This window comes from Draconibacterium mangrovi, from assembly GCF_010586825.1.
Taxonomy (GTDB): Bacteria; Bacteroidota; Bacteroidia; order Bacteroidales; family Prolixibacteraceae; genus Draconibacterium; species Draconibacterium mangrovi.
On the sequence record NZ_JAAAGB010000004.1, the window covers coordinates 248,928 to 269,992 of the forward strand.

The 21,065-nt window shown below is 39.9% G+C and carries 16 protein-coding genes; 6 read left to right on the plus strand and 10 right to left on the minus strand.

The features are described from left to right. Positions 1–36: 36 nt before the first annotated feature. The 5 genes from G4420_RS12735 to G4420_RS12755 all read right to left on the minus strand — a co-directional run bounded on the left by G4420_RS12735 (position 37) and on the right by G4420_RS12755 (position 9,139). Positions 37–1,929 carry a RagB/SusD family nutrient uptake outer membrane protein gene (locus G4420_RS12735; RefSeq protein ID WP_204273677.1) on the minus strand — a complete coding sequence of 631 codons (1,893 nt, stop codon included), beginning with the start codon at positions 1,927–1,929 and terminating at the stop codon, positions 37–39. 12 nt (positions 1,930–1,941) lie between these two features. Further along, positions 1,942–5,076, minus strand: a complete 3,135-nt coding sequence (locus G4420_RS12740) for a SusC/RagA family TonB-linked outer membrane protein (RefSeq protein ID WP_204273678.1) — start codon at positions 5,074–5,076, stop codon at positions 1,942–1,944. 393 nt (positions 5,077–5,469) lie between these two features. Further along, entirely contained in the window at positions 5,470–6,381 is a 912-nt protein-coding gene (locus G4420_RS12745) for a ThuA domain-containing protein (protein WP_163324017.1), read from the minus strand. A gap of 121 nt (positions 6,382–6,502) precedes the next feature. Beyond that, positions 6,503–7,867 carry a Gfo/Idh/MocA family protein gene (locus tag G4420_RS12750; RefSeq protein WP_163324018.1) on the minus strand — a complete coding sequence of 455 codons (1,365 nt, stop codon included), beginning with the start codon at positions 7,865–7,867 and terminating at the stop codon, positions 6,503–6,505. A gap of 30 nt (positions 7,868–7,897) precedes the next feature. Beyond that, complete coding sequence (locus G4420_RS12755) at positions 7,898–9,139, minus strand: DUF6807 domain-containing protein (RefSeq protein WP_163324019.1); 1,242 nt, start codon at positions 9,137–9,139, stop codon at positions 7,898–7,900. Positions 9,140–9,500: 361 nt separating this feature from the next. Here G4420_RS12755 and G4420_RS12760 point away from each other — a divergent pair, with 361 nt between their 5' ends. Then, positions 9,501–10,370, plus strand: coding sequence for an AraC family transcriptional regulator (locus tag G4420_RS12760; RefSeq protein WP_163324020.1), 870 nt, complete (start codon positions 9,501–9,503; stop codon positions 10,368–10,370). A gap of 133 nt (positions 10,371–10,503) precedes the next feature. On the opposite strand, the gene G4420_RS12765 is transcribed toward G4420_RS12760, so the two are convergent. Then, a complete protein-coding gene (locus tag G4420_RS12765) occupies positions 10,504–11,673 on the minus strand; it encodes a Gfo/Idh/MocA family protein (protein WP_163324021.1) in 1,170 nt (389 codons plus the stop codon). Between the two features lie 471 nt (positions 11,674–12,144). Between G4420_RS12765 and G4420_RS12770 the strand changes: the two genes are divergently transcribed. The 5 genes from G4420_RS12770 (at position 12,145) to G4420_RS12790 (ending at position 18,028) form a co-directional block, all read left to right on the plus strand. Beyond that, complete coding sequence (locus tag G4420_RS12770; protein WP_163324022.1) at positions 12,145–13,686, plus strand: Gfo/Idh/MocA family protein; 1,542 nt, start codon at positions 12,145–12,147, stop codon at positions 13,684–13,686. A 262-nt stretch (positions 13,687–13,948) separates the two neighbouring features. Next, positions 13,949–14,611, plus strand: a complete 663-nt coding sequence (locus G4420_RS12775; RefSeq protein ID WP_163324023.1) for a porin family protein — start codon at positions 13,949–13,951, stop codon at positions 14,609–14,611. Between the two features lie 29 nt (positions 14,612–14,640). Then, positions 14,641–15,522, plus strand: a complete 882-nt coding sequence (locus tag G4420_RS12780; protein ID WP_163324024.1) for an AraC family transcriptional regulator — start codon at positions 14,641–14,643, stop codon at positions 15,520–15,522. A gap of 234 nt (positions 15,523–15,756) precedes the next feature. Further along, positions 15,757–17,232 (plus strand): ketol-acid reductoisomerase, encoded by a 1,476-nt coding sequence (gene ilvC, locus G4420_RS12785; RefSeq protein WP_163324025.1) that lies wholly within the window; start codon positions 15,757–15,759, stop codon positions 17,230–17,232. 118 nt (positions 17,233–17,350) lie between these two features. After that, positions 17,351–18,028, plus strand: coding sequence for a 3-keto-disaccharide hydrolase (locus G4420_RS12790; RefSeq protein ID WP_163324026.1), 678 nt, complete (start codon positions 17,351–17,353; stop codon positions 18,026–18,028). A 3-nt stretch (positions 18,029–18,031) separates the two neighbouring features. Here the strand turns inward: G4420_RS12790 and G4420_RS12795 are convergent, their stop codons facing one another. The 4 genes from G4420_RS12795 to G4420_RS12810 form a co-directional block, all read right to left on the minus strand. Beyond that, entirely contained in the window at positions 18,032–19,273 is a 1,242-nt protein-coding gene (locus G4420_RS12795) for a DEAD/DEAH box helicase (RefSeq protein ID WP_163324027.1), read from the minus strand. A 250-nt stretch (positions 19,274–19,523) separates the two neighbouring features. Beyond that, complete coding sequence (locus tag G4420_RS12800; protein WP_163324028.1) at positions 19,524–19,937, minus strand: threonyl-tRNA synthetase editing domain-containing protein; 414 nt, start codon at positions 19,935–19,937, stop codon at positions 19,524–19,526. Between the two features lie 144 nt (positions 19,938–20,081). Continuing rightward, a complete protein-coding gene (locus tag G4420_RS12805; protein ID WP_163324029.1) occupies positions 20,082–20,555 on the minus strand; it encodes a heme-binding domain-containing protein in 474 nt (157 codons plus the stop codon). Position 20,556: 1 nt separating this feature from the next. Further along, positions 20,557–20,937 (minus strand): heme-binding domain-containing protein, encoded by a 381-nt coding sequence (locus G4420_RS12810; protein ID WP_163324031.1) that lies wholly within the window; start codon positions 20,935–20,937, stop codon positions 20,557–20,559. Between the last annotated feature and the right edge of the window lie 128 nt (positions 20,938–21,065).

Genomic DNA, 21,065 nt, shown 5'->3' on the forward strand with positions numbered 1-21,065 from the left:
AACTTTCACATTCAATGAATGCAAAATCTACTTTTTCTATTCAGTTGCATTTGGATCAACAATGATTCCTTCACCTTCACCATCTTGCCAGTAAACCGGTTCTCGGTAATTTTCTTCACCAGGGTAACCTTTGTTTTGATTAATTACACCCATAGTGTTTGAATTAATAGCAGAAGCAGGTATAGGCCAGAGTGCAATCCATGGTGCAGCGCGGTAGGTGTAGTGAGGTGCCACCACATTGTCGCGATAAAAACTATTTTTCTCCATTACACGGTCATACCAGAAATTGTCCTCTGTAAAATTACTCATGTTGTATGTTTTTCCGTTATAACAGGTTTTACCACTTTCTGCTAACATGAATGCCATACGGGTAATTTCAGATTTACGTGGTTCTTCGTAGTACAATTCACGTGCACGCTCATCCAGGATAGTTCCCAAATTTATTTGGTCAGCAGAATAAGGTGCAGCATTGGCACGTGTACGAACAGCATTTAAATCATCTGCAGCTTTTTGTGATTCTCCTTTCCAGAAATAAGCTTCGGCTCGTAATAAGTAGGTTTCTGCCAATCGGTAGCAGTACCAGTCTCCATTACCGCCGTCAGGAGTATTGTCAGTTGGATCAGCAACATATAATTTGTAATGAGGCCATCCAAACCACGAACGAATGGTATCAGTACAAAGGATTCCACCGGCATCGTTATACAACTGTAGGTTCTTTCCATAGTAGTCGTCGTTTTTGTTTTTTAAGTCCGGATTGTTGTATACCATGTCTTCCATATTCATCCAGTTGCCAGGTGCATGACGATAATCATTCGGATCGTCCCAGTTTCCGGTATGGCTATAAGGCGTTTGGCGACAACGGCCAATTCCACGACCGTAAGTTGTAACGTTATCAATTTCAACCAACTGACCACTAACTTTACTACCCAGTGGTTTATCTGACATTCCGTTATTACCATTAGGTGTTTTAATGTTTTTAGGCCAAAAGGGAACATTCTGGCGCATCATACTTATACGCTCGCTGGCTCCATCTTCAGTTAACTCTTCCCGCGATGTTAACAAATAAATTCTTTCGCGGTTTTCGGCTATCGACTTGTTAGGTACCTGGTGTAAATCCCAGGTTACGTTTTTTTCCGGGTCATCTTTATCAATTCCGAAACGATCAGTCATCAAATGATGGTAACCATCGTCAATAACAGCGCTGGCAGAAGCAACCGCATCGTCGTATTCGTGCAAAGCAAGGTTTATTTTTGTCAACAGGTGATTACAGGCAGCTTTGTTAATGTCGCCAATAGGTACTCCATCAGCCTCTGTTTTTACCCACTGTGCAGCAAAGTCCATGTCCTTTTTGATCTTACGCAAAATGCTTTCGCGTGTACAAGTATAAAAGTCCAGTTTCGGAGCAGTTACTTCTTCCAATAATAGAGGCACGTCGCCAAATTGTTGGGTTAGCCGGTAATATACCCGCGCCCTGTGGAAATAAGCTTTTCCCAATATATTGTTTCGATCAGCTTCACTATCCCATTCCGCAACATCGATGCGCGAAATCACCGTATTGGCATATTTAATCCGGTAGTAACCTTCCTGCCAATACCATCCAATTCGGTTGTAATCGGTACCATTCAAGTTTGCATCAGGTAAAATCTGTGCAGGTAAATCCATAGCCGGTCCCGATTTGTCAGTGGTTCCTTCCACCGCCACATCCGAAAAGATATTTTCCGTAATCATTGGGTTACCATCGCCGTAGTACTCATGACGGGCATTTCGTAAACAGGCTACCAATGCCGCATTTAAACCGTCTTCGTTGACAAAGGTATTTTCGGGAGCATAAAATGATAGTGGTTTAGGCTCCAGAAATTCTTCAGAACAACCGGACCACATTAAAACCATTACCAGGGTTACAATTGAAATTATATTAATCTTTTTCATTGTCTTCATCTTTTAAAGTGTAAGGTTCAGTTTAAGTGTATAAGTCGATGGAGTAAAACCCCATGTAGAGTTTCTTTCCGGATCCATCCACGACCAAGACGTAAATACATACGGATTGGATGCTACAAAAGATATCATGCAGCGATCAACCTGAATGCGTTCTAACAGGTTCTCAGGCACATTATACGATAACGATACATTGTCGATACGCAGGAACGAATTGTTTTCGTAAACTGTAAATCCTGATTCATAACTTTCAACACTTGCCCATTTATTATTTGGGTTCTCAGGTGTCCAGTAAGGAACATTAAAAGAAGAACCTCTGTCATAAAATACGTCGTTATTACGTAAATGGTTGTTGGCTGTTTTATATCCGGTATAAGCATACATTTTGATCGAAGCTGCCCAGTTTCTCCAGCTGAAATCATTTCTTAAGTTCCAACGCCAGGGTGGTCTTGAATATCCCTGGAATACCTTATCATCATTGGTATAATAACCGTCAGGTGCATCCGGAACTCCGTCTCCGTCAGTATCTTCGGTTAATTGGTCAATAATTTTATAATCACCAGGTTTACGCGAATATTTGGCTGCCTCTTCTGCTTCATCCAGTTGCCAAATTCCATCGGTTTTGTAATTCCAGATTTCATCTAATGCATGGCCAATAAACCATCCGTTAGTCGGGTCGTCCAATTCATTGCCATCTTCGTCGTAGTCGCCATAAAGGCTAACAATCTCATTCCGGTTAAAAGACACTGCAACATTGGTATTCCATTCGAAGTCGTTTTTCTGTATGTTAATCGACGTTAACGAGAGTTCGAATCCGCGGTTGTTAATTTGCCCTAAATTGGAGAATACACTGCTATATCCTGTAATAGAAGGTAATTTACGTGGAATAAGAAGATCAGTTGTTTCCATCAGGTACGTTTCAATATTACCTCTTAAACGGCCGTCAAAAGTTGAAAAATCGATACCAAAGTTGTAAGCAGTTGTTCTTTCCCATTTGAGATCGGCATTGGCCATACGGTTTGCATACAATTGCGATACATAACCTGCAGTTCCATCGGTTTGTAATACGTATTTACCTGTTGCCAGTGACGACATGGCATCGTAAGTACCAACTCCGCGGTTACCATTGTCTCCGTATGATAGCCGTAATTTAAACATGTCCATCCATTCAACATTAAAGAAGTCTTCTTCGCTAACGGTCCAGGCAAATGCAGCCGATCCAAAGTTGGCACGAGGATTAGCTTGTCCAAATGCCGAGTAACCATCGCGACGCCAGGCACCTGTAAAAAGGTAACGCCCTTTATAGATATAATTCAAACGTGCCATTAGGGCATCAGCTGTGCTGTAAGTGTCGTTACTCGAGATTTCTACGTCTTCGGTAGCTGCCTGCATACGGTGATAACCTAATACATCACTGGGCTGGAATTGACGACGTACCATATAACTACGCCAATATAGATTTTTTTCAGCATTTTGAAGGAAAGTAAAATCGAAAGAGTGATCTCCATACGTTTTGTTCCATTTCAAAATGTTGTTTAATTGCCATTGGAAACGTTTTGTGTGTCTTCTGCGTGCAATACCACCTTCTTTTCCCCAGTCAGGGTGTTCCGAAGAATCGTGTCTGTACCATTCTTCCCAAGAAAATCGTGGAATAAACTCAGAAGTGAAGCTAAATCCGTAAGGTAAGGTTAACTGTGCATATAGTTTACTATATAAGTTCGTATACTTATCAACCTGATCCTGGTGTACAAGATTCAACCATGGGTTACGCGATGCAGAAATGTTACCTGTTGGAGCGTATTCCAATACGTCGGTAAAATTACCTTCGGCATCTCTTTCATACATTTGCGAGTATGGAGTAACTTGTCCCCAGTTGTCGCTTGCAACCACATTACTTTGGTCTCTAACAGAGAATTGTGTATTGGTTCCTACTTTTAACCAATCGTTTACTTTTGCTTCAAGGTTCATGCGCGAACGATAGGTTTCGAATTCTTCGTTGTAACGAATACCTTCGTTGTTCGTGTATCCCATCGACCAATAATAATTTACATTACTGGTTGCACCACTTAAACTTATATTATAGTCCTGGCGCAATCCGGTTTGATACAAAATGTCTTTCCAGTTTTCCTGATAACCACTTTTGTAGTTGGCAATTTCCAGAGGATATAAGCCTAAACGGTTCAACCAAATCTGGTCGATATCAGCAACGGAACCTGAGCCATCATATTCTTTCCAGGTCTGTAAATCAACACCAGCATCATCCGGATGTCTGTAGTACCCTGGTTTATCAATTTGGTGTCTTTCTTTGTTTTCGAAACCAGCAATACGCCAGTCAAGAAATTGGTCACCAGTCATCCAGTCGAGTGCAGTGTGTGCAATTACGGCTACACCCACACTGGCACTTGCAGTAATCATTGGCTTACCAACTTTACCTTTTTTGGTTGTAATAATGATAACACCATTCGAAGCCCTTGATCCGTAAATCGCAGCCGATGATGCATCCTTTAAAATGTCGAAAGCCTGAATGTCGTTTGGATTGATATCGGCAAGGTCGCCGTTATAAATCATTCCGTCAACAACAATTAACGGGGCATTTGCACTTCGTTGATCAGCTGCATCAGAACGTACGGAGGTTTCACCACGAATAAGCATGTCGCTTGCGCTGCTTACTCCTTTTGCACTGCTGCTAAAGCTTACATTTAAGCCGGGAACTGCACCGCGAAGTACATCGGTCATGTTCGAACTTGATTCTTTTTCAAGTTTTTCGGCATTTACTTGTGTAACAGCTCCGGTTAAGTCTTTTTTCTTCACAGTACCGTAGCCAATGGCAACTACCTCTTCGAGTCCGATAACATCGGCCTCCATTTTTACATCAATCAGTGTACGGTTACCAATTTCAACTTCCTGGGTTTTCATTCCAACAAACGAAAACAGCAGAGTATTTTCCTGTTCCGGTACTTCCAGTGAATAAGTTCCATCAGCAATGGAAATTGTTCCGGCAACAGTTCCTTTTACTATAATGGTCACTCCCGGTATTGGAACGTCATCGGGACCAGTTACAGTACCTGTAATGGTTTTTTGTGCCAAGGCACTACCTGCCGTAATGAACAATACGGCTAAAAACAATAGTGTTTTTTGCATAAGATTTAAGTTTTAGTTAAAAAAAATAGTATGGGAAATAGTTTCTTTCTATAGAATTTATTTAAGTCTTAGTTTTGTATGAATTCAATTCGCTGACTAGCGATTCAAGTGAAGAAAAGATCGTTTCATTTTTCATAATTAAGTAGTTTAGTTAATACGTCTTCTAATTAGTTCAGTTTTAGTTAATCATGCAATCGATTGCAGCGTCGGTCAAGTTAAAATAAAAATATTTACTATGCTAATAGTCATTTAGCAAAGTGTGATGTTTAATTTGCAAATAAGTAATTGCTGTAACTTATTTTAAATTTATAAACGTCTGTATATGAGTGACTAATAAATATATCCTGCCTTTTTTTATTGTATGCAGATTGTTTTTGCCTAATAAAATGGCACTTACAAATCAATAGGTGAGTCATCACATTTCAAATCACCCAAAACATACTGTGCTCCGTCCAAGTAGAATTTAAGTAAATGTTCATCCTCAAAGCTTTGTGCATTATGCGATGGTGAAACATAAAACACACGGCCTTTCCCATGTTTTTTTATCCAAGAAACATAACGAATGTTTTCTTCTATTGGTTTTCTTTTCCCTTCAAGTTTGTCAGTATCCATATATAGAAGTGGTTTGAAGTTCTTCTGATCGTATGCTTTATTGAATAAGTAAGGTTCATCAACATGTACAAATGGTTTTCCTTCAAAGGCTTTTGCCAGCGGATGATTTGGGTCGCACAATTCTAAACTGATTTCTTGTTGGCGGGGGTGGTAATCAAAGCTTCCACCAACCATTTCGCTAAAGGGCATTGAGTTGTTTTGCATAACAATGGCACCATGCGTAACCATTAAACCACCACCTTTTTTTACAAAGTTGATCAGGTTGGCTTCCAATTCTGCTGCTTTTGCTTTCTTTTCTTCATCGTCCATACTTGTATCTATATCCAGACAATCCAGGATAAGATCGCGTCGCGGACCAATTGAACAGGCGCTGTTTAACACAACCGCATCGTAGTTTTGCAGGTTGTTTTTCTCAAAACAAAATACATCTTTGGTTATTCTTACTTCGTAAGCGCCGGTTTTTTGACCCAGAACTTTAATTACCTGGGTGGTATGTGGAATAACCCAGTGGTCGAAACCTGTAAACCGGTCGAATATTAATACCTTCCTTGTTTTTTGAGGTTGAACTTCTGCTTTAGCGGGAGCAATTTTCTCGATTTTCTGCACCCATTCGGGAGTACAGTCAAACTGTTTCTGGGCATTTACTGCAGTTACGCCAAGTATAAGCAGTAGTGTTGCTATTATTCTTGTCATTATTTCGCTGAATTATGTTGGGCTGAAGCCCATGTTCTTGTAATTTATGATTCACCCCGGAAATAATCTCGGGGTGAATAAATTTCTATCATATTGGGATTATTAGTCCTTAATCGATTTTTTATCTTTTAACATAACTGGTTCCGTATGGATAGCGTTGCGGACGGCTTAACATTGAATTTGCCAGGTCGTTGTTTTTAAATCGTTCTATAGCCGGATCCCATTCAAGTACTCCCGGAATTTGCATTGCGATGTCGCTGATCAAACAGATGGTACAAGTGCGGTGACTTATTTCTGCAGGAGAAATTGGAGTTTTACGCGATTGAATACAGTCTAACCAGTTTCCGTGTTGTTCGTGACTAACATAGAGTTTGGTTTCGTCGTCGCCAATTACCGATTTTAAAATATCTTCGCTACTGGCATCCAGTGCTTTTGTCGAACCTGCAGGAATCGGATCAGATGGTGTTGCACGGTATGCACCACGGGTAACAAAAACCCATCCATCTTCGCCCTCAAAACGAATACCATTTGGATAACCACCACTGGTAAATACGGTTGCTCCGTTTGCGTATTCCTGTTTAACCATAAAATCACCATGAACATTCCAGTCGCCCGATTTTGGGAATTGTGCAACAGCTTCTACTGAAATAGGTCCGGTATGTTCGGTATCCATACCCCATGCCGCAATATCATAGTGGTGTTGGCCCCAACCGGTAATCATTCCGGCACCGTAACTTCGGTTACGCAACCAACCCGGACGGCTGTAATCGTGTTGCGGATGAACCATTTTTTCTTTGTATTCCACTTCTGGAGTTGAGCCCAACCACATATCGAAATTGAATGTTGAAGGAACCGGGCTTGTTTCGAAAACCGGGCCGCCTGGATCACCGGGAAGACCAATTTTTACGGTATGAATTTTCCCAATTCGACCGTTACGTACCAGTTCGGCCGCACGAAGGAATTGCGAAGAAGAACGCTGCTGGGTGCCTACCTGGAGAACTGTTCCCTGGCGGTTAACTATGTCGCTTAATAAACGGCCTTCTTCCACAGTTAACGATGTTGGTTTCTGCAGGTAAATATCTTTACCGGCTAATGCTGCTTCAATGGCAGGTTGCGAGTGCCAGTGGTCTGGAGTACTAATTACAACCGCGTCAATATCTTTATCAGCCAGCATGTCCTTGTAATTGGCATACATTTTAACTTCAACACTGGTTCCTTTTTTCTTGTAATAGTCTTCCACCAGTTTTTTTCCTTTTTCCATACGAATGCTGTCTAAGTCTGAAACAGCAATCATACGGGCGACATCGTGTTGCATGGTGCCTGGCATATCGTGGGTTACCGCAATACGTCCACAGCCAATCTGACCTATATTGATTTTGTTACTGGGGGCTGATGCGCCAAAAACGGAGGAAGGTACAATTGTCGGTATTACCATTGCACCGGCTGTTGTAGTTGCCGCATTTCTTAAAAATACTCTTCGTTTCATATTTAAGTTTTATTGGTTATAGTAATTTGACTAATTTAAGCTGGTTATTGGGATACTCGCAAAACTGTTCCAGTATTTCTCTGCTGTTTCGGCATCAAGCTCGCCGTCAAAAATAAGCATACGGTATTTTAAGGTATACGTTTGCTTTGGCTTCAGCTGCCAGTCATCATGTCGTATCGGGACGAATTCGAAATACATATCACCCCGGCCTCCATTTGCATCAAGAGGCCAAACACGCATTGGCTCCGGATGCATTCTGTTTGAAGGATGGCTCATAAACAGAATTCCTGAACGGCCTTCATCAACATCAGACTGGCCTTCTACCAAACACCAGCGGGCATATGAACCGTCTGCATCAACTCTTGTTTTTCCATCAGATGTGAGAACGGTACAATTGTCTTTGTGCCAGCTTTCTGTTGCGCGGAAACCAATTCCTCCTCCATAGCGATATGCATCAAGCATAATTCCGTTTTTTAGCGGGCTGTTTAACGAAGTGGTGTAGTCAACCATCCAAACATCTTTGCCAATATTCCAGGCGCGTACATCCAGAATTTCATTCATAGCAATTTGATCTTCACCACGAGCTCCAAAATCAATATGTTGTTGTAAAACTTTGAATCCGCTATATATTGCTCCTTCTGATTCTGACAGAAAACCAGCAAACTTAACCGTTCCCTGTCCGCCTTTCAGGTTCCAAAAATCGACAGATCTGTCATCGATGTGCGTTTTTGTCCATGGCCCCCATATGCCGTAATGGTGGTAATGATCGGGCGCCTGAATACGCGTAAGGACTTTTCCTCCGGGTGAGCTTAACGGATGGATGTAGCCAGAGCGTTTATAGAGTGGATCAATGCCATCGGGGGGGAAAGTAACAGCATGTCTGTATTTCAGTATGAGATTTTCACCTTTTTGCAAACTGAGATCTTTGTGATCACGTTTTAATGTTATAGGTGTATTAGTGTTTGCCGACTTCTCTTCTGCTTTTAACAGAAACTTGCAAACAGTTCCTTTTTTAGTTTCTCCATTTAACAAAAACCAAAGACGCGCCGAATGTCCTGTTTCAAGCTGGCAGGGAATAGGATTTTCTTTACCATCGATTATTTCATACAGTACGAGTGAATTATTATCGGTGTTGTAATTTATGCCATTTAAAGAAAAAGATACAGGAGTGTTTAAACAGTCTTCCGAAAATTCGATGCTGAATTCGGTAAGCGGTTGAGCAAATAATGTTTGAGATAGCAGAAGGAGTGTACTTAATAATACAGTTTTCATTGCAGTCAGTTTTATTAGTAAATAAAGTTGAACGAACTATTAAGCTCGTTGAATTAAATTTCTTCCGAAATTACTTCTCCGGACCTAACTTTTAAAAGGTGGTTTTAAAAGCAAATTTAAGTTCTGTTTATCGACGAAAATTTGAATTGTGAGGGCAAATAAAACTGCTTAAATATATTTGTAAAGTACGTATATTGCCAGCTGATGGCAAAGAGTAACATCGTTCATAAGTCATAAGTTAGGTTCTAAGTTCTAGCAGTAAATCTACATTTTTTCATGATTCAGATATAGTACTAATTTTGCAAGTGTTTGTATTTGTTTTGCAAATTTGTATTTTTAGCATCAATCTAACGGCCAGACTATGAAATTGATGCACGAACAAATTGATTTTCCCGGGAAATCAGTTGTTAAAGTAAAAGTACAAGAAAAAGAGAGGTTTACATACCCCTGGCATTTTCATTCGGAGTACGAAATTGTTTATGTGTTGGAAGGAATTGGGACACGTTTTGTCGCCGACAGTATTGAAGAATTTTCGTCGGGTGACTTTGTTCTAATGGCAAGTAATTTGCCTCATTTCTGGAAATCTGAAACAGCTCTTTATAAAGGAAATTCTTCCAAACGTTTAAAGTATATTGTAATACAATTTCCAAATGAGTTTTTTCGGGAAGCCATGGCAGATTATCCTGAGTTTTATAAGATTAAAGAGCTTTTAAAAAGATCGGGCAGGGGAATAAGCTTTACAAAAGAGTTTGCAGATAAAGCCCGAAAGAAAGTGATGAAGGTAGCCCGTTCTGATGGATTTGACCGCTTATCTCACATGCTTCAGTTATTACAGTTTATGGCTAAGTCAAATGAGTATTATTTATTAGCCGGGCAGTATTATCAGTTAGAAAGGCATAATTTTACAAGCGATCGGTTAACAAAAGTTATTCATTATTTAAATACAAATTACTTAGGTAAAGTTGAGCTAAAAAATGTTGCAGCTGTAGCAAATATGCACCCTTCAGCATTTTGTCGTTATTTCAAGGAAAATTCAGGTAAGTCGCTCTCCGAATTTATCAGTGAAATACGAATTGGATATGCGTGTAGATTGCTCTTGGAGGGAAAAATGACAGTGTCACAGATTTGTTTTGAGAGTGGATTTAATAATATTTCGAATTTTAACCGGGCGTTTAAAAAGAATACCGGCTATACACCTTCTTCTTATTTTGAGGAATTTCAACGAAAATAATTTTATTCGAGTGATACCTCAAGGAGAATTACTGCTGTGAAATTTATCAAACCCAATTCAATCTATTACTGAATTGGGTTTGATAAATTTCATCGTGGAGTTCCAAAGTTTTAGTATGCAAAAATAATACAACTTATACATTAATCTTCTTTGCCATTTTTTGGGCGGTTAAAGCCAATTCAGTGGCCAGGAAACAGTGGTTTTGCGTCATCGCTGTTTCAGTACGATGGACTACATCATTAACCAATTGTTCTCCGTATGGCAAATATACCTGCGAGCAGTCGAAATATTTCATTTCCTTTTTATTTACCAGAAATAAATGATTATCACCTTTTCTACCAGATATGTCAACATATTTTCTCAGCTCAATATAACCTTCAGTTCCAAGAATAAATGTTCTGCCGTCGCCCCAGGTTGGTAAACCTTCGGGGGTAAACCAATCTATTCGTATATATCCTGTAGCGTGGTCGCTTTTAACACTCATATCCCCAAAGTCCTGATAGTTGGGGTAATCTTTGGTATTAAAATTAGCTATTTGAGAAAAATTAACATCGGCCTTTTTAGAATTGGTGTAGTATAAAAACTGATCGCATTGATGGGAGCCGATATCGGTAAGTATACCTCCAGCTTTCTCCGGATAAAAGAACCAGTCGGGACGGGATTCAGGTCGCATGCGATGAGGTCCGAGTCCTATTGTTTGAACCACTTTGCCGATAGCACCTTGCTGAACTAATTCTCCGGCTTTTACCGATGCCGGATTTCCAAGTCTCTCACTGTACATTATAGAATAGATCCTGCCGGTTTCCTTTTGCACTTTTTTTACCTCATTAAACTGTTTAAAGGTAGTAATGCCGGGTTTATCCGACATGTAATCCTTTCCGGCTTTCATGACGCGAATTCCAAGGGGGGCCCTCTCTACCGGAATGATCGAACTTGCTACCAGCTGGATGGATTTATCTTCGAGAATCTCTTCTTCGCTTTTTGCAACTTTTACATCCGGAAACCGAGCCGTGAATTGCTTTAATAAGTCGGGCTCTTTTACGTAAACCGAAACCAATTTGCCGCCAACTTGTAACAACGCACCAACCATACCATAAATATGTCCGTGATTTATACCAATTACTGCAAAGTTTATTGATTCTTTTGGAGCAGGTCGATTTTCAGGCTTTAGGATAATTTCTTCGGGGTGATAAGAGGAGTGTAGACCGTTGCCGTAAATGTCATAAGGTAAAAGAGAAGCAGCAGTAATTCCCGCTGCCGATGCAAATGATCGCTGAATGAAATTTCTCCGGTTAAAATTCATAATTCAGGTTTTTAAGTTTTATTGAATAGTTAAACTTACAATATTTTTGGAATATTGGGTTAAATGCAAATGAATATCGTTTGTGCACTCTATTTGATTCGTTGCATAAGGCATTTATCATTCACTAAACAACATCGAATAAAATAGTGGTGGAACGAGTTTTGTCGTCACCGCAAAGGCAGCCCATAAGGCTGCTTTTTTGTTATTGAAATACTTGTCGAATCCAATACTTTCATACCTCTTCATATAATATAAAAGCTTCAGCCAATTTGATTGAAAGCCGTCCTGCTGGCAAGTAAAACGAAAACTTGGGAAATGAATTAATAATAATCTGTCAGCAGATATTGAATTAAATTAAAATAGGAAAATGTTTTTTTACTATCATGTCTGACTTATTGTTTTAGATTTTCTGATACATTTTATTTCAATCGGATTATATTTAGCACCATAAATCAACTAAATTTTTAATAGATGGATAAATCAGATCAATTACCTAGACGTGATTTTATAAAATCAACTGCAATTGTAACCACGGCAGCGGCCGTTTCCGGAGCACTTATTTCAGGATGTACTGAAAAAGACAAAGGGGCAACTGCTATTTCAAACAATGAAAAAAGAGAATGGGAGAAAGGCAAATTAAATATTGCTGTTGTTGGCGTTGGCATGGGATGGGGAAATATGAGACAGAGTGCCGACGAAAATATCGTGGCAGTTTGTGATGTAGACCTGGGCAGACTCGGAGGAAGAATTGAAAGCTTTATAAAAGATTATCCGAACAAACCAGTTCCTTATCAATATCAGAGTTATGTTCAGATGTTCGAGGAAAAAGGCGATGAAATTGATGCTGTGATTATTGCGACTCCCGATCACACACACGCGAAAATTACCCTCGAAGCCATGAAGCGAGGCAAGCACGTATATTGTCAGAAACCGCTAACTCACACAGTTTACGAATCGAGGATGCTGACGAAAGCGGCCGAAAAATATAATAATGTGGTAACGCAAATGGGTAACCAGGGAGCATCTGGTGATGATACAGCCTGGGTTTGCGAAGCTATTTGGAGTGGAGATATTGGTGAGGTGAAGGAAGTTCATGCCTGGACCAACCGTCCTATTTGGCCACAACGTTTAAACCGCCCCGAAGAAACACCGGCTGTGCCTAATGGTTTGAATTGGGATTTGTGGCTAGGACCTGCTCCTGCGCGTCCGTATTCACCTCAATATCATCCGTGGAACTGGCGTGGCTGGTTCGATTTTGGAACCGGCGCTCTTGGCGATATGGCTTGTCACATCTTAGATGTGGTTATGCGTGGTTTACGTCTACAATATCCAACAGGAGTTCAGGCTACCTCTTCTAAATGGACTGTTGAATCACCTGCTGAGTCGGAAAAGGTTACTTTCTATTTCCCTGAAAGAGAAAAATACCGCAATGTTGATATGCCCGAAGTAAGTGTAACCTGGTATGATGGTGGCTTAAAACCCGATCGCCCTTTCGAGTTGGAAGATGGAGAAATGATGGGGGATAACGATGGCGGAGTTTTGTTTATCGGAACAAAAGGAAAGATAATGTGTGGATGTTATGGTAAAAACGCAAAACGTTTACCATCGAAAGAATTTAAAGATTATTCTCCGGAAATAAATGAACGTTTGGTGCCAGGCGGAATCGATGGACACGAGAAAGACTGGATCAGGGCTTGTAAAGAAAATCCTGAAGAACGAGTGCAACCTAAATCTCATTTTGGTTATGCCGGGCCGTTTAACGAGGTTGTTGTTATGGGAACAGTGGCACCTCGCTTATCTTTCCTTGAACGCATATTGAAATGGGATGGAGAAAATATGAAATTCACAAATATTAGTTCTGATGATAAAGTTAGATTACCAAAATTTGTGAAATTGGATACGAGCAGCGGAATTCCAAGATATCAATCAGAATATGAGATTGTAAATGCATTGGAATATGCAAAAGGTCTGATTGATATAAAACCTCGCCCGGGCTGGGAATTGGAGCTATAAGTCAGTTTCGGTGCTCCTATTATTAAATGAATAATTTTTAAAGAGGGTATAGCCATTTGCGGCTAAACCCTTTTTTTATGCCAAGAAGAATTTACAATAACTGGCTAAAGTAAAAAGGAAACAAGAAAACTCTTTTAACCTTGAACTTTAACGATTGTCTAACCGGAAATCGCATGGTATGGAAATTAGGCACTTTCTCAGCTTTCCATAAAATTTTATATCTTTCGCCTAGTATTTATAAACCCACTTTAAGTTAATTACCATGAAAAGAACCGCTTCGCTTTTTTTTATTGCATTATTATTGCTTTGCTCCGCCAGTGTTATGGCACAATATCCTTCTGTTACTTTCTTTGGAGGTGCAAATATGGCCACCACTGATATGAAATTTGGAACGGGAGAAACCGATGCCGAAGATTCGTATAAGGCTTTGTACGGAATGAATATTGGCGCACTATACGAATATGTGTTAAACAAAGATAAATCCCAGGAATTCGCTGTGGAAGGCGGTTTGATTTTTGAAAATAAGGGTTTTCACAGAAAACCGACAGGCACACAAATTATCGATAACAAAACAAGATTGTACTTTATTGATGTTCCGTTGTATGTGAAATATCTGCATCGGTTCAGGAGCAGAAATAAATTATACTTTGGAGCCGGTCCTTTTGTCGGAATGGGATTGTTTGGTAATGCAGATCTCTCCAATGATTCAGGATCACTTAATTTCGGGAATGATCCCATCGAAGATGATTTTAAAAGACTGGATTATGGTGTTACCGGAAAAGTAGGTTTCCTGTTTTTAAACGGCTTAAATATGTGTGTGTCGTATGATTATGGTTTTGCCGATATTAAACCCCTCGAGAATCAGGAAGCAAAAACAAAGGTTTTACGTTTATCGCTTGGTTATACCATAAGATTAGACGATTAGAATTAAACAGGTGCAACATTTAAAATTAAGTGAAAGCAGGTTCTGAAAATTTACCGGTATACAGCTTACACAATTTTAGTTCGGAAGAACGTGCAAGCCAGCAGTTTCAGGTAGAAGTATTTGACGCCAACCGGCATTTTGCTGTAAAGTACCCGCATCGTCACGATTTTTTTGAAGTGTTGTACCTCCAGAAAGGAAGCGGCTCGCACGTTATCGACGGAAATAAATACGATATCGAGCCGCCCTGTATATTTTTTATGTCGCCAGGACAGGCACACAAAATTGAGTTTTCGCACGATATCGATGGTTTCATTTTTATTTTCACCGCTGATTTTTACCTCCTCAATCAACGAAATCCAAATCGTTTAATCGAGTTCCCTTTCTTTTTTACCATTCGGCAGGATAACCCGCCACTGGTTTTAAAGGATGAGAATGATAAACTTTTTTTGGAGAGTTTGTTTAAAAAAGGTGTTAACGAGATTCGCCGGCCCGAAGGTTATTCCATTGATATTTTACGATCAGCACTTGATCTTATTTTAACAACCTGTGCATCGCTTTATCCTTACGATAAGAATCGTTGGAAAGGAAAAGGACACATTGTAGTAAAAAAATTCTTTCAGTTGTTGGAAGAGCATTTTCACGAAAACCTTTCGGTAGCGCAATATGCCGATATTATGGCGCTAACTCCAAATCATTTAACTCAAACCGTAAACCAGCTGACCGGAAAAACTTCGTCGCAGATTATTAAATCGAAACAAATTATAGAGATCAAACGCCTGCTGGTCCACACTAACCTCAGTGTTTCCGAAATTGCTGTAAAAATGAACTTCCCCGATCAGAGTTACTTTGCCAAATTCTTTAAACGCGAAGTAGGTCTTTCTCCTCTTCAGTTTCGTTCGCAATCACTCTGAATGGGGTAAAATTCCATATGTTTAACATTGTTTAAGCCGTTGAAAATTAGTAGTGTAATTTTAATCCTTAAGACAGAGTTAAAACCCAAATCCATGAAAATTACCTAAAAATCATGTAATTTTACATTTCAGGCTAACAGAAATTTTGTTGCTTTGTATTCAGGTTCGTGCATTTGGGTATGAACAACAGTGATACAGCTTAAAAGTATATTAATTGTAAAAAAATAAAGGATCATGGAAAATTATTTCAATACATTGCCGCTTCGTCTTCAGTTAGACCAGTTGGGAAAATGCGACTTTATGGATGAGTCGGAATTTGCAGACGGAGTTGAAAAACTGAAAGGAAAACAGATTGTGGTATTGGGTTGTGGAGCACAGGGTTTGCACCAGGGTTTGAACCTTCGCGACAGCGGATTGAACGTGGCTTATGCATTACGTCAGACTGCCATCGACGAAAAACGTGCATCGTATGTAAATGCTACTGAAAACGGTTTTGAAGTAGGTACTTTCGAAGAACTGGTGCCTAAGGCCGACCTGGTATTGAATCTTACACCAGATAAACAACACACTCCGGTAGTAAACAAGGTGGTTCCTTTAATGAAAAAAGGTGCTTGTCTGGCTTACTCACACGGTTTTAACATTGTTGAAGAAGGAATGCAGATTCGCGACGATATTACCGTAATTATGGTGGCTCCAAAATCTCCGGGTTCTGAAGTTCGTGCCGAGTACCTGCGTGGATTCGGTGTACCTACATTGATTGCTGTTCACCGCGAAAACGATCCGAATGGTGATGGTTTGGAAATTGCAAAAGCTTATGCAGTTGGAACAGGCGGTCATAAAGCAGGTGTATTGCTTTCGTCGTTTGTTGCCGAAGTAAAATCAGACCTAATGGGCGAGCAAACTATCCTATGCGGATTGCTGCAAACCGGTTCTATTTTGTGTTTCGACAAAATGGTTGAAAAAGGAATTGATGCCGGTTATGCATCAAAACTGATTCAGTACGGATGGGAAACAATTACCGAAGCACTGAAGCTTGGGGGAATTACCAACATGATGGATCGCTTGTCGAATCCGGCAAAAATTGAAGCTTACAAACTTTCTGAGGAACTTAAAGAAATTATGCGTCCGTTGTTTGAAAAACATATGGATGATATTATGTCGGGAGAATTCTCGTCGACTATGATGGTAGACTGGGCGAACGACGATAAAAACCTGTTGGGATGGCGTGCTGCTACCGGCGAAACTGCTTTTGAGAAAACTCCGGCTGGCGACGTTGAAATTAGCGAGCAGGAATATTTCGACAACGGTACTTTAATGGTAGCCCTTGTAAAATCGGGTGTTGAGCTGGCATTTGAAGTGATGACAGAATCGGGAATTAAAGAAGAATCGGCTTATTACGAGTCATTACACGAAACTCCGCTTATTGCCAACACCATTGCACGTAAAAAACTGTTCGAAATGAATCGTACAATTTCAGATACTGCAGAATATGGTTGTTACCTTTTCGATCACGCTTGTAAGCCGTTACTGGCCGACTTCATGAAAAAAATTGATACCGATGTTATTGGTAAGAATTTCAACGAAAGAAAAAGTGCTCATGTTGATAACAAAGAGTTGATTGAAATTAACGACGAAATTCGTTACCACGATGTGGAAATTATTGGTGCCGAATTGCGCGAGGCTATGGAATCAATGAAATCGATTATCTAAGAAGATTATTCTTGAAATAATAAAAACAGACGATCATATAAATTCGAAGCTGGCTCTGCCTTTTAGGTGGGGCCAGTTTTTTGTAGTGCGCTTCATCTTTTGTAATTTTAAATAAAAAATGGCACGTTCAGGACTTATTTATCTGTGTTGCATATTGGCTTTTTCAACGCTGTTTACATCTTGTGGAAATACGGACAAGAATAACAGTAAACAAATCAAATACCATACTCCAAACATTCCTGAGGGCTGGGAGGCTTTATTCAACGGGAATACGCTGGAGAATTGGGAAATAACCTCATTCGGAACCGAAGGGCCTGTAAAAATCTCGGAGGGAAGCATTGTTATTAATTACGGCGATGGTTGCAGTGGAATTACCTGGACGGACACTTTCCCTAAAGTAAATTACGAAGTGCAGCTGGAAGCCCGCAAAATGGTTGGTAATGACTTTTTCTGTGGAATGACTTTCCCGGTTTACAACGAGTTTTGCTCGTTGATCGTAGGAGGGTGGGGAGGTCCCGTGGTAGGCTTAAGCAGTATTGATGGTGTTGATGCTTCGGAGAACGAAACACAGGTGCTAAAAAACTTTGAAAAGGAGGTGTGGTACACCATTCGGCTGCAGGTAACAGAAACTACAATTCGCGTCTGGATTGATGATGAAAAGCTGGTGGATTTCAGTTATGCCGGTCACAAATTGAGTATCCGGCCGGAAGTTTCGCTTTCAAAACCGTTCGGAATTTGCACCTGGATGACAACCGCCGAGCTGCGTAATATAGCCATGCGAAAAATAGAAAGTTAGGAACTACTTTTTCTTTTTCTTCTTCTTTTTCACCTCTTTTAATTCGCGTTCGTTTTCGCGCATTAGTTTTTGCCAGTTGTAATCAGTGTCTTTGGTAAAATCAAGTGTTTCTTTGTAAAGGTTTTTGTCAATCTCCAAACGATGAATGTCTTTGCCCAAAAAGCTTTCAATTTCATCCAGAATTTCACGTTCTTCTTCACTACAAAACGAAACCGCTTTTCCTTTTTGGTTGCCGCGGCCTGTTCGTCCTACACGGTGTACGTAGTTTTCAGCCACTTCCGGCAGGTCGTAATTCACCACAAAATCAACGTTCGGGATATCAATTCCGCGGGCACTAACATCAGTAGCAATAAGCAATTTAAGCGCACCGCTTTTAAAACGTTGCATGGTTTCATCGCGTTCCGCCTGATCTTTGTCGCTATGTATGGTGTCGCTTTCAATTTCAACACGTTCCATCGCTTTTTTCACGCGCTCGGCACGTACTTTTGTTCGTACAAAAGCCAGAATTTTTGCTTGCGGATTTTCACCCACAAGCCGTTCCATGAAAGCTCTTTTGTCATCCATTTCAATAAAAGCCACCTGGTGCTCGATGGTTTTTGCTACCGGGTCTTTGGGCGAAATCTGTATGCGAATAGGATTGCTAACCAGTGAATAAGCAAGCTTTTTAATCTTTTTATTAATGGTTGCCGAGAAAAACAAAGTTTGTCGCTTTTGAGGAAGAAAACGTATCAGATCGTTGATGTCTTTTATAAAACCAAGATCTAGCATGTGGTCGGCTTCGTCCAAAATCAGTGTTTTTACACCTTGCAGTTTTAGGTGTCCCTGGCTAACCAAGTCGAACAACCGACCTGGAGTAGCAACCAAAACATCGGTACCACTTTTTAAACGGTCGATTTGAGGATCCTGATCAACACCTCCAATAATTACGGTAGTTTTTACTCCCGTATTTTTTGAAATGGAAACAAACACTTCGCTGATCTGTTTGGCCAGTTCATGTGTTGGAGCCATAACAAGGCAACTTATTCCCTGAACATGTTGATTTAACTTAGCCTGTTGAATGTTGTGAATTACCGGAATAGCAAATGCCGCGGTCTTCCCGGTTCCTGTTTGGGCAATGGCCAAAACATCTTCGCCTCTTAATACCGGCGGAATAGCTTTAAACTGAATGTCGGTAGGACGACGGAATCCGTTCTTTGACAGGTTGGTTTTTATAGTGTTGGATATCGAATAATCCTCAAATTTCATGTAAATATATTTTCGGCAAAGATAACTGAATTTATTCAGCAGCAGCTAAAAACAATTATTATGAGATTTGAGTGCTGAGAGGAGGGATTGAAGGAGATTGAAAAATTGATAAACTGTAAAATTGTAAGATTGTGATCTGAGACTGAATACTGAAAACTTTGCTTCCTTATGCTATTCGTCGGGGGATTCCAACAAAGCTGTTCTCAACTTTTTACTTTAAACTTTGTCCTATTACCTTTTTCCTTTGCTGTTATAGCGTTGCCCAAATGCGAGCCAACGAAAATCCAGGCGCTTTAATATTCAGATCGAGAAAATAACCAAATGGTGTTTGTGCCGTTGTAAAATCGGCGTTTTGCAGTCGTTTTTCAGCCAGATTGAAAAGTTCTTTGGTAAAATCAACCGATGCTTTCGATTCGGAAAGGTGTGCAAACGAGTGAAGAATCACACTTTTACAATCGTTTTTTCGTGCTGTCCATTTCAGGTGATTAACCAGTTTTTTCTCCCGGCTTTTCACGTCTTTTTCTTCGTCGCTTTCTTCAACCTGAATAAAGGCTAAAATCGAATTTGAAAATTGGGCCCCCTCCGTAATATCTTCAACTTCCTCCAGGTTTTTCTCTGCCGGCTGATACGAAAACTCATCAACATACATTACCAATACTTTCATACTATTAAAACTGTTTTTTTTTAAAGGTATAGTATGGAACTCGCATGAATTTTAATCATCCTCTTGAGGATAAACAATTGACATGCTCGTTTCATTTCTTCGGTTTTGGGTAAAGATAATATTTGTAAGAGTTATAGTAAAAACTTAATCACCGGCAGCATTAGCAAGTAATTCTTCAGCCAGTTTTGTGGTCCAGTCGCAAAGTTCGGCAATTTGTTCGTCGTTTAATTTTGCTTTTGTGTGAATGGCCCGGTACGATTTTAACGGCATGGATTTTCGTTCTGTTTCCTGGCAAATTTTTTCCAGTATCGTAATCTTTTCAAAAATATCCATGCTTCCCCATTCCGAAAAGTTAAGCTCGGATTTTCCTTCTGAAATATGATCGGCTACCATCCAGGAAACGGGAGCAATGTGGTTATACCACCAGTAGCCCGTATGGTTCGAGTGGCAATCCAAACAGGAGGTTGATAGCAGCGTTTGAATATTTTCAGGTACTTCTACCTGGTTGAAAATATGATTGCTGCTTACTCCTTCGTTATTTTTTTCGGGTTGAAAAAACTGGATAACGATAAAAGCAAGCAGCAATATTATGATTACAAATCGAAGTATTCGGCGCATATTACATTCCTTTTACCAATGCCTCTGCTTCTTTTTTCGACCAATCCAATAACAATTGTTTATGATCATCACTTAAAGCTTTGTCCGGAAATCTTTCCAAAAACTTTTTGGGAGGCATTTCATTTTTTTCAAGCACTTCACCAATTTCTTTGTAAGTACTAATCATTTTAATTTTCGAAAGACTGTCGAGTTTATTAAAATCAAGCTCCTTTTTCCCGTCTTCATTCCGTGAGTCGGTATTGTGGCATCCAAAACACGAATTCTGAATTACTTCTTTAACATCATCGGGCATGGCTTGGGTCTTTGTTGGTTTATTGGTGCCCAATGCAACCAAACTAAGAACAAAAAAGAGTGTAACGAAAATTGATAATGACTTTTTCATCTGTTTAAATTTTTAATTTTTTAAGGTAATTCGTCAGTTGACGGAGATTTCGAATGAGATTTTGTCACGTTGTTTGGTATGAATTCCATCTCACTTTCATTTCAAAATTTTTATAATAGTTACGGTTA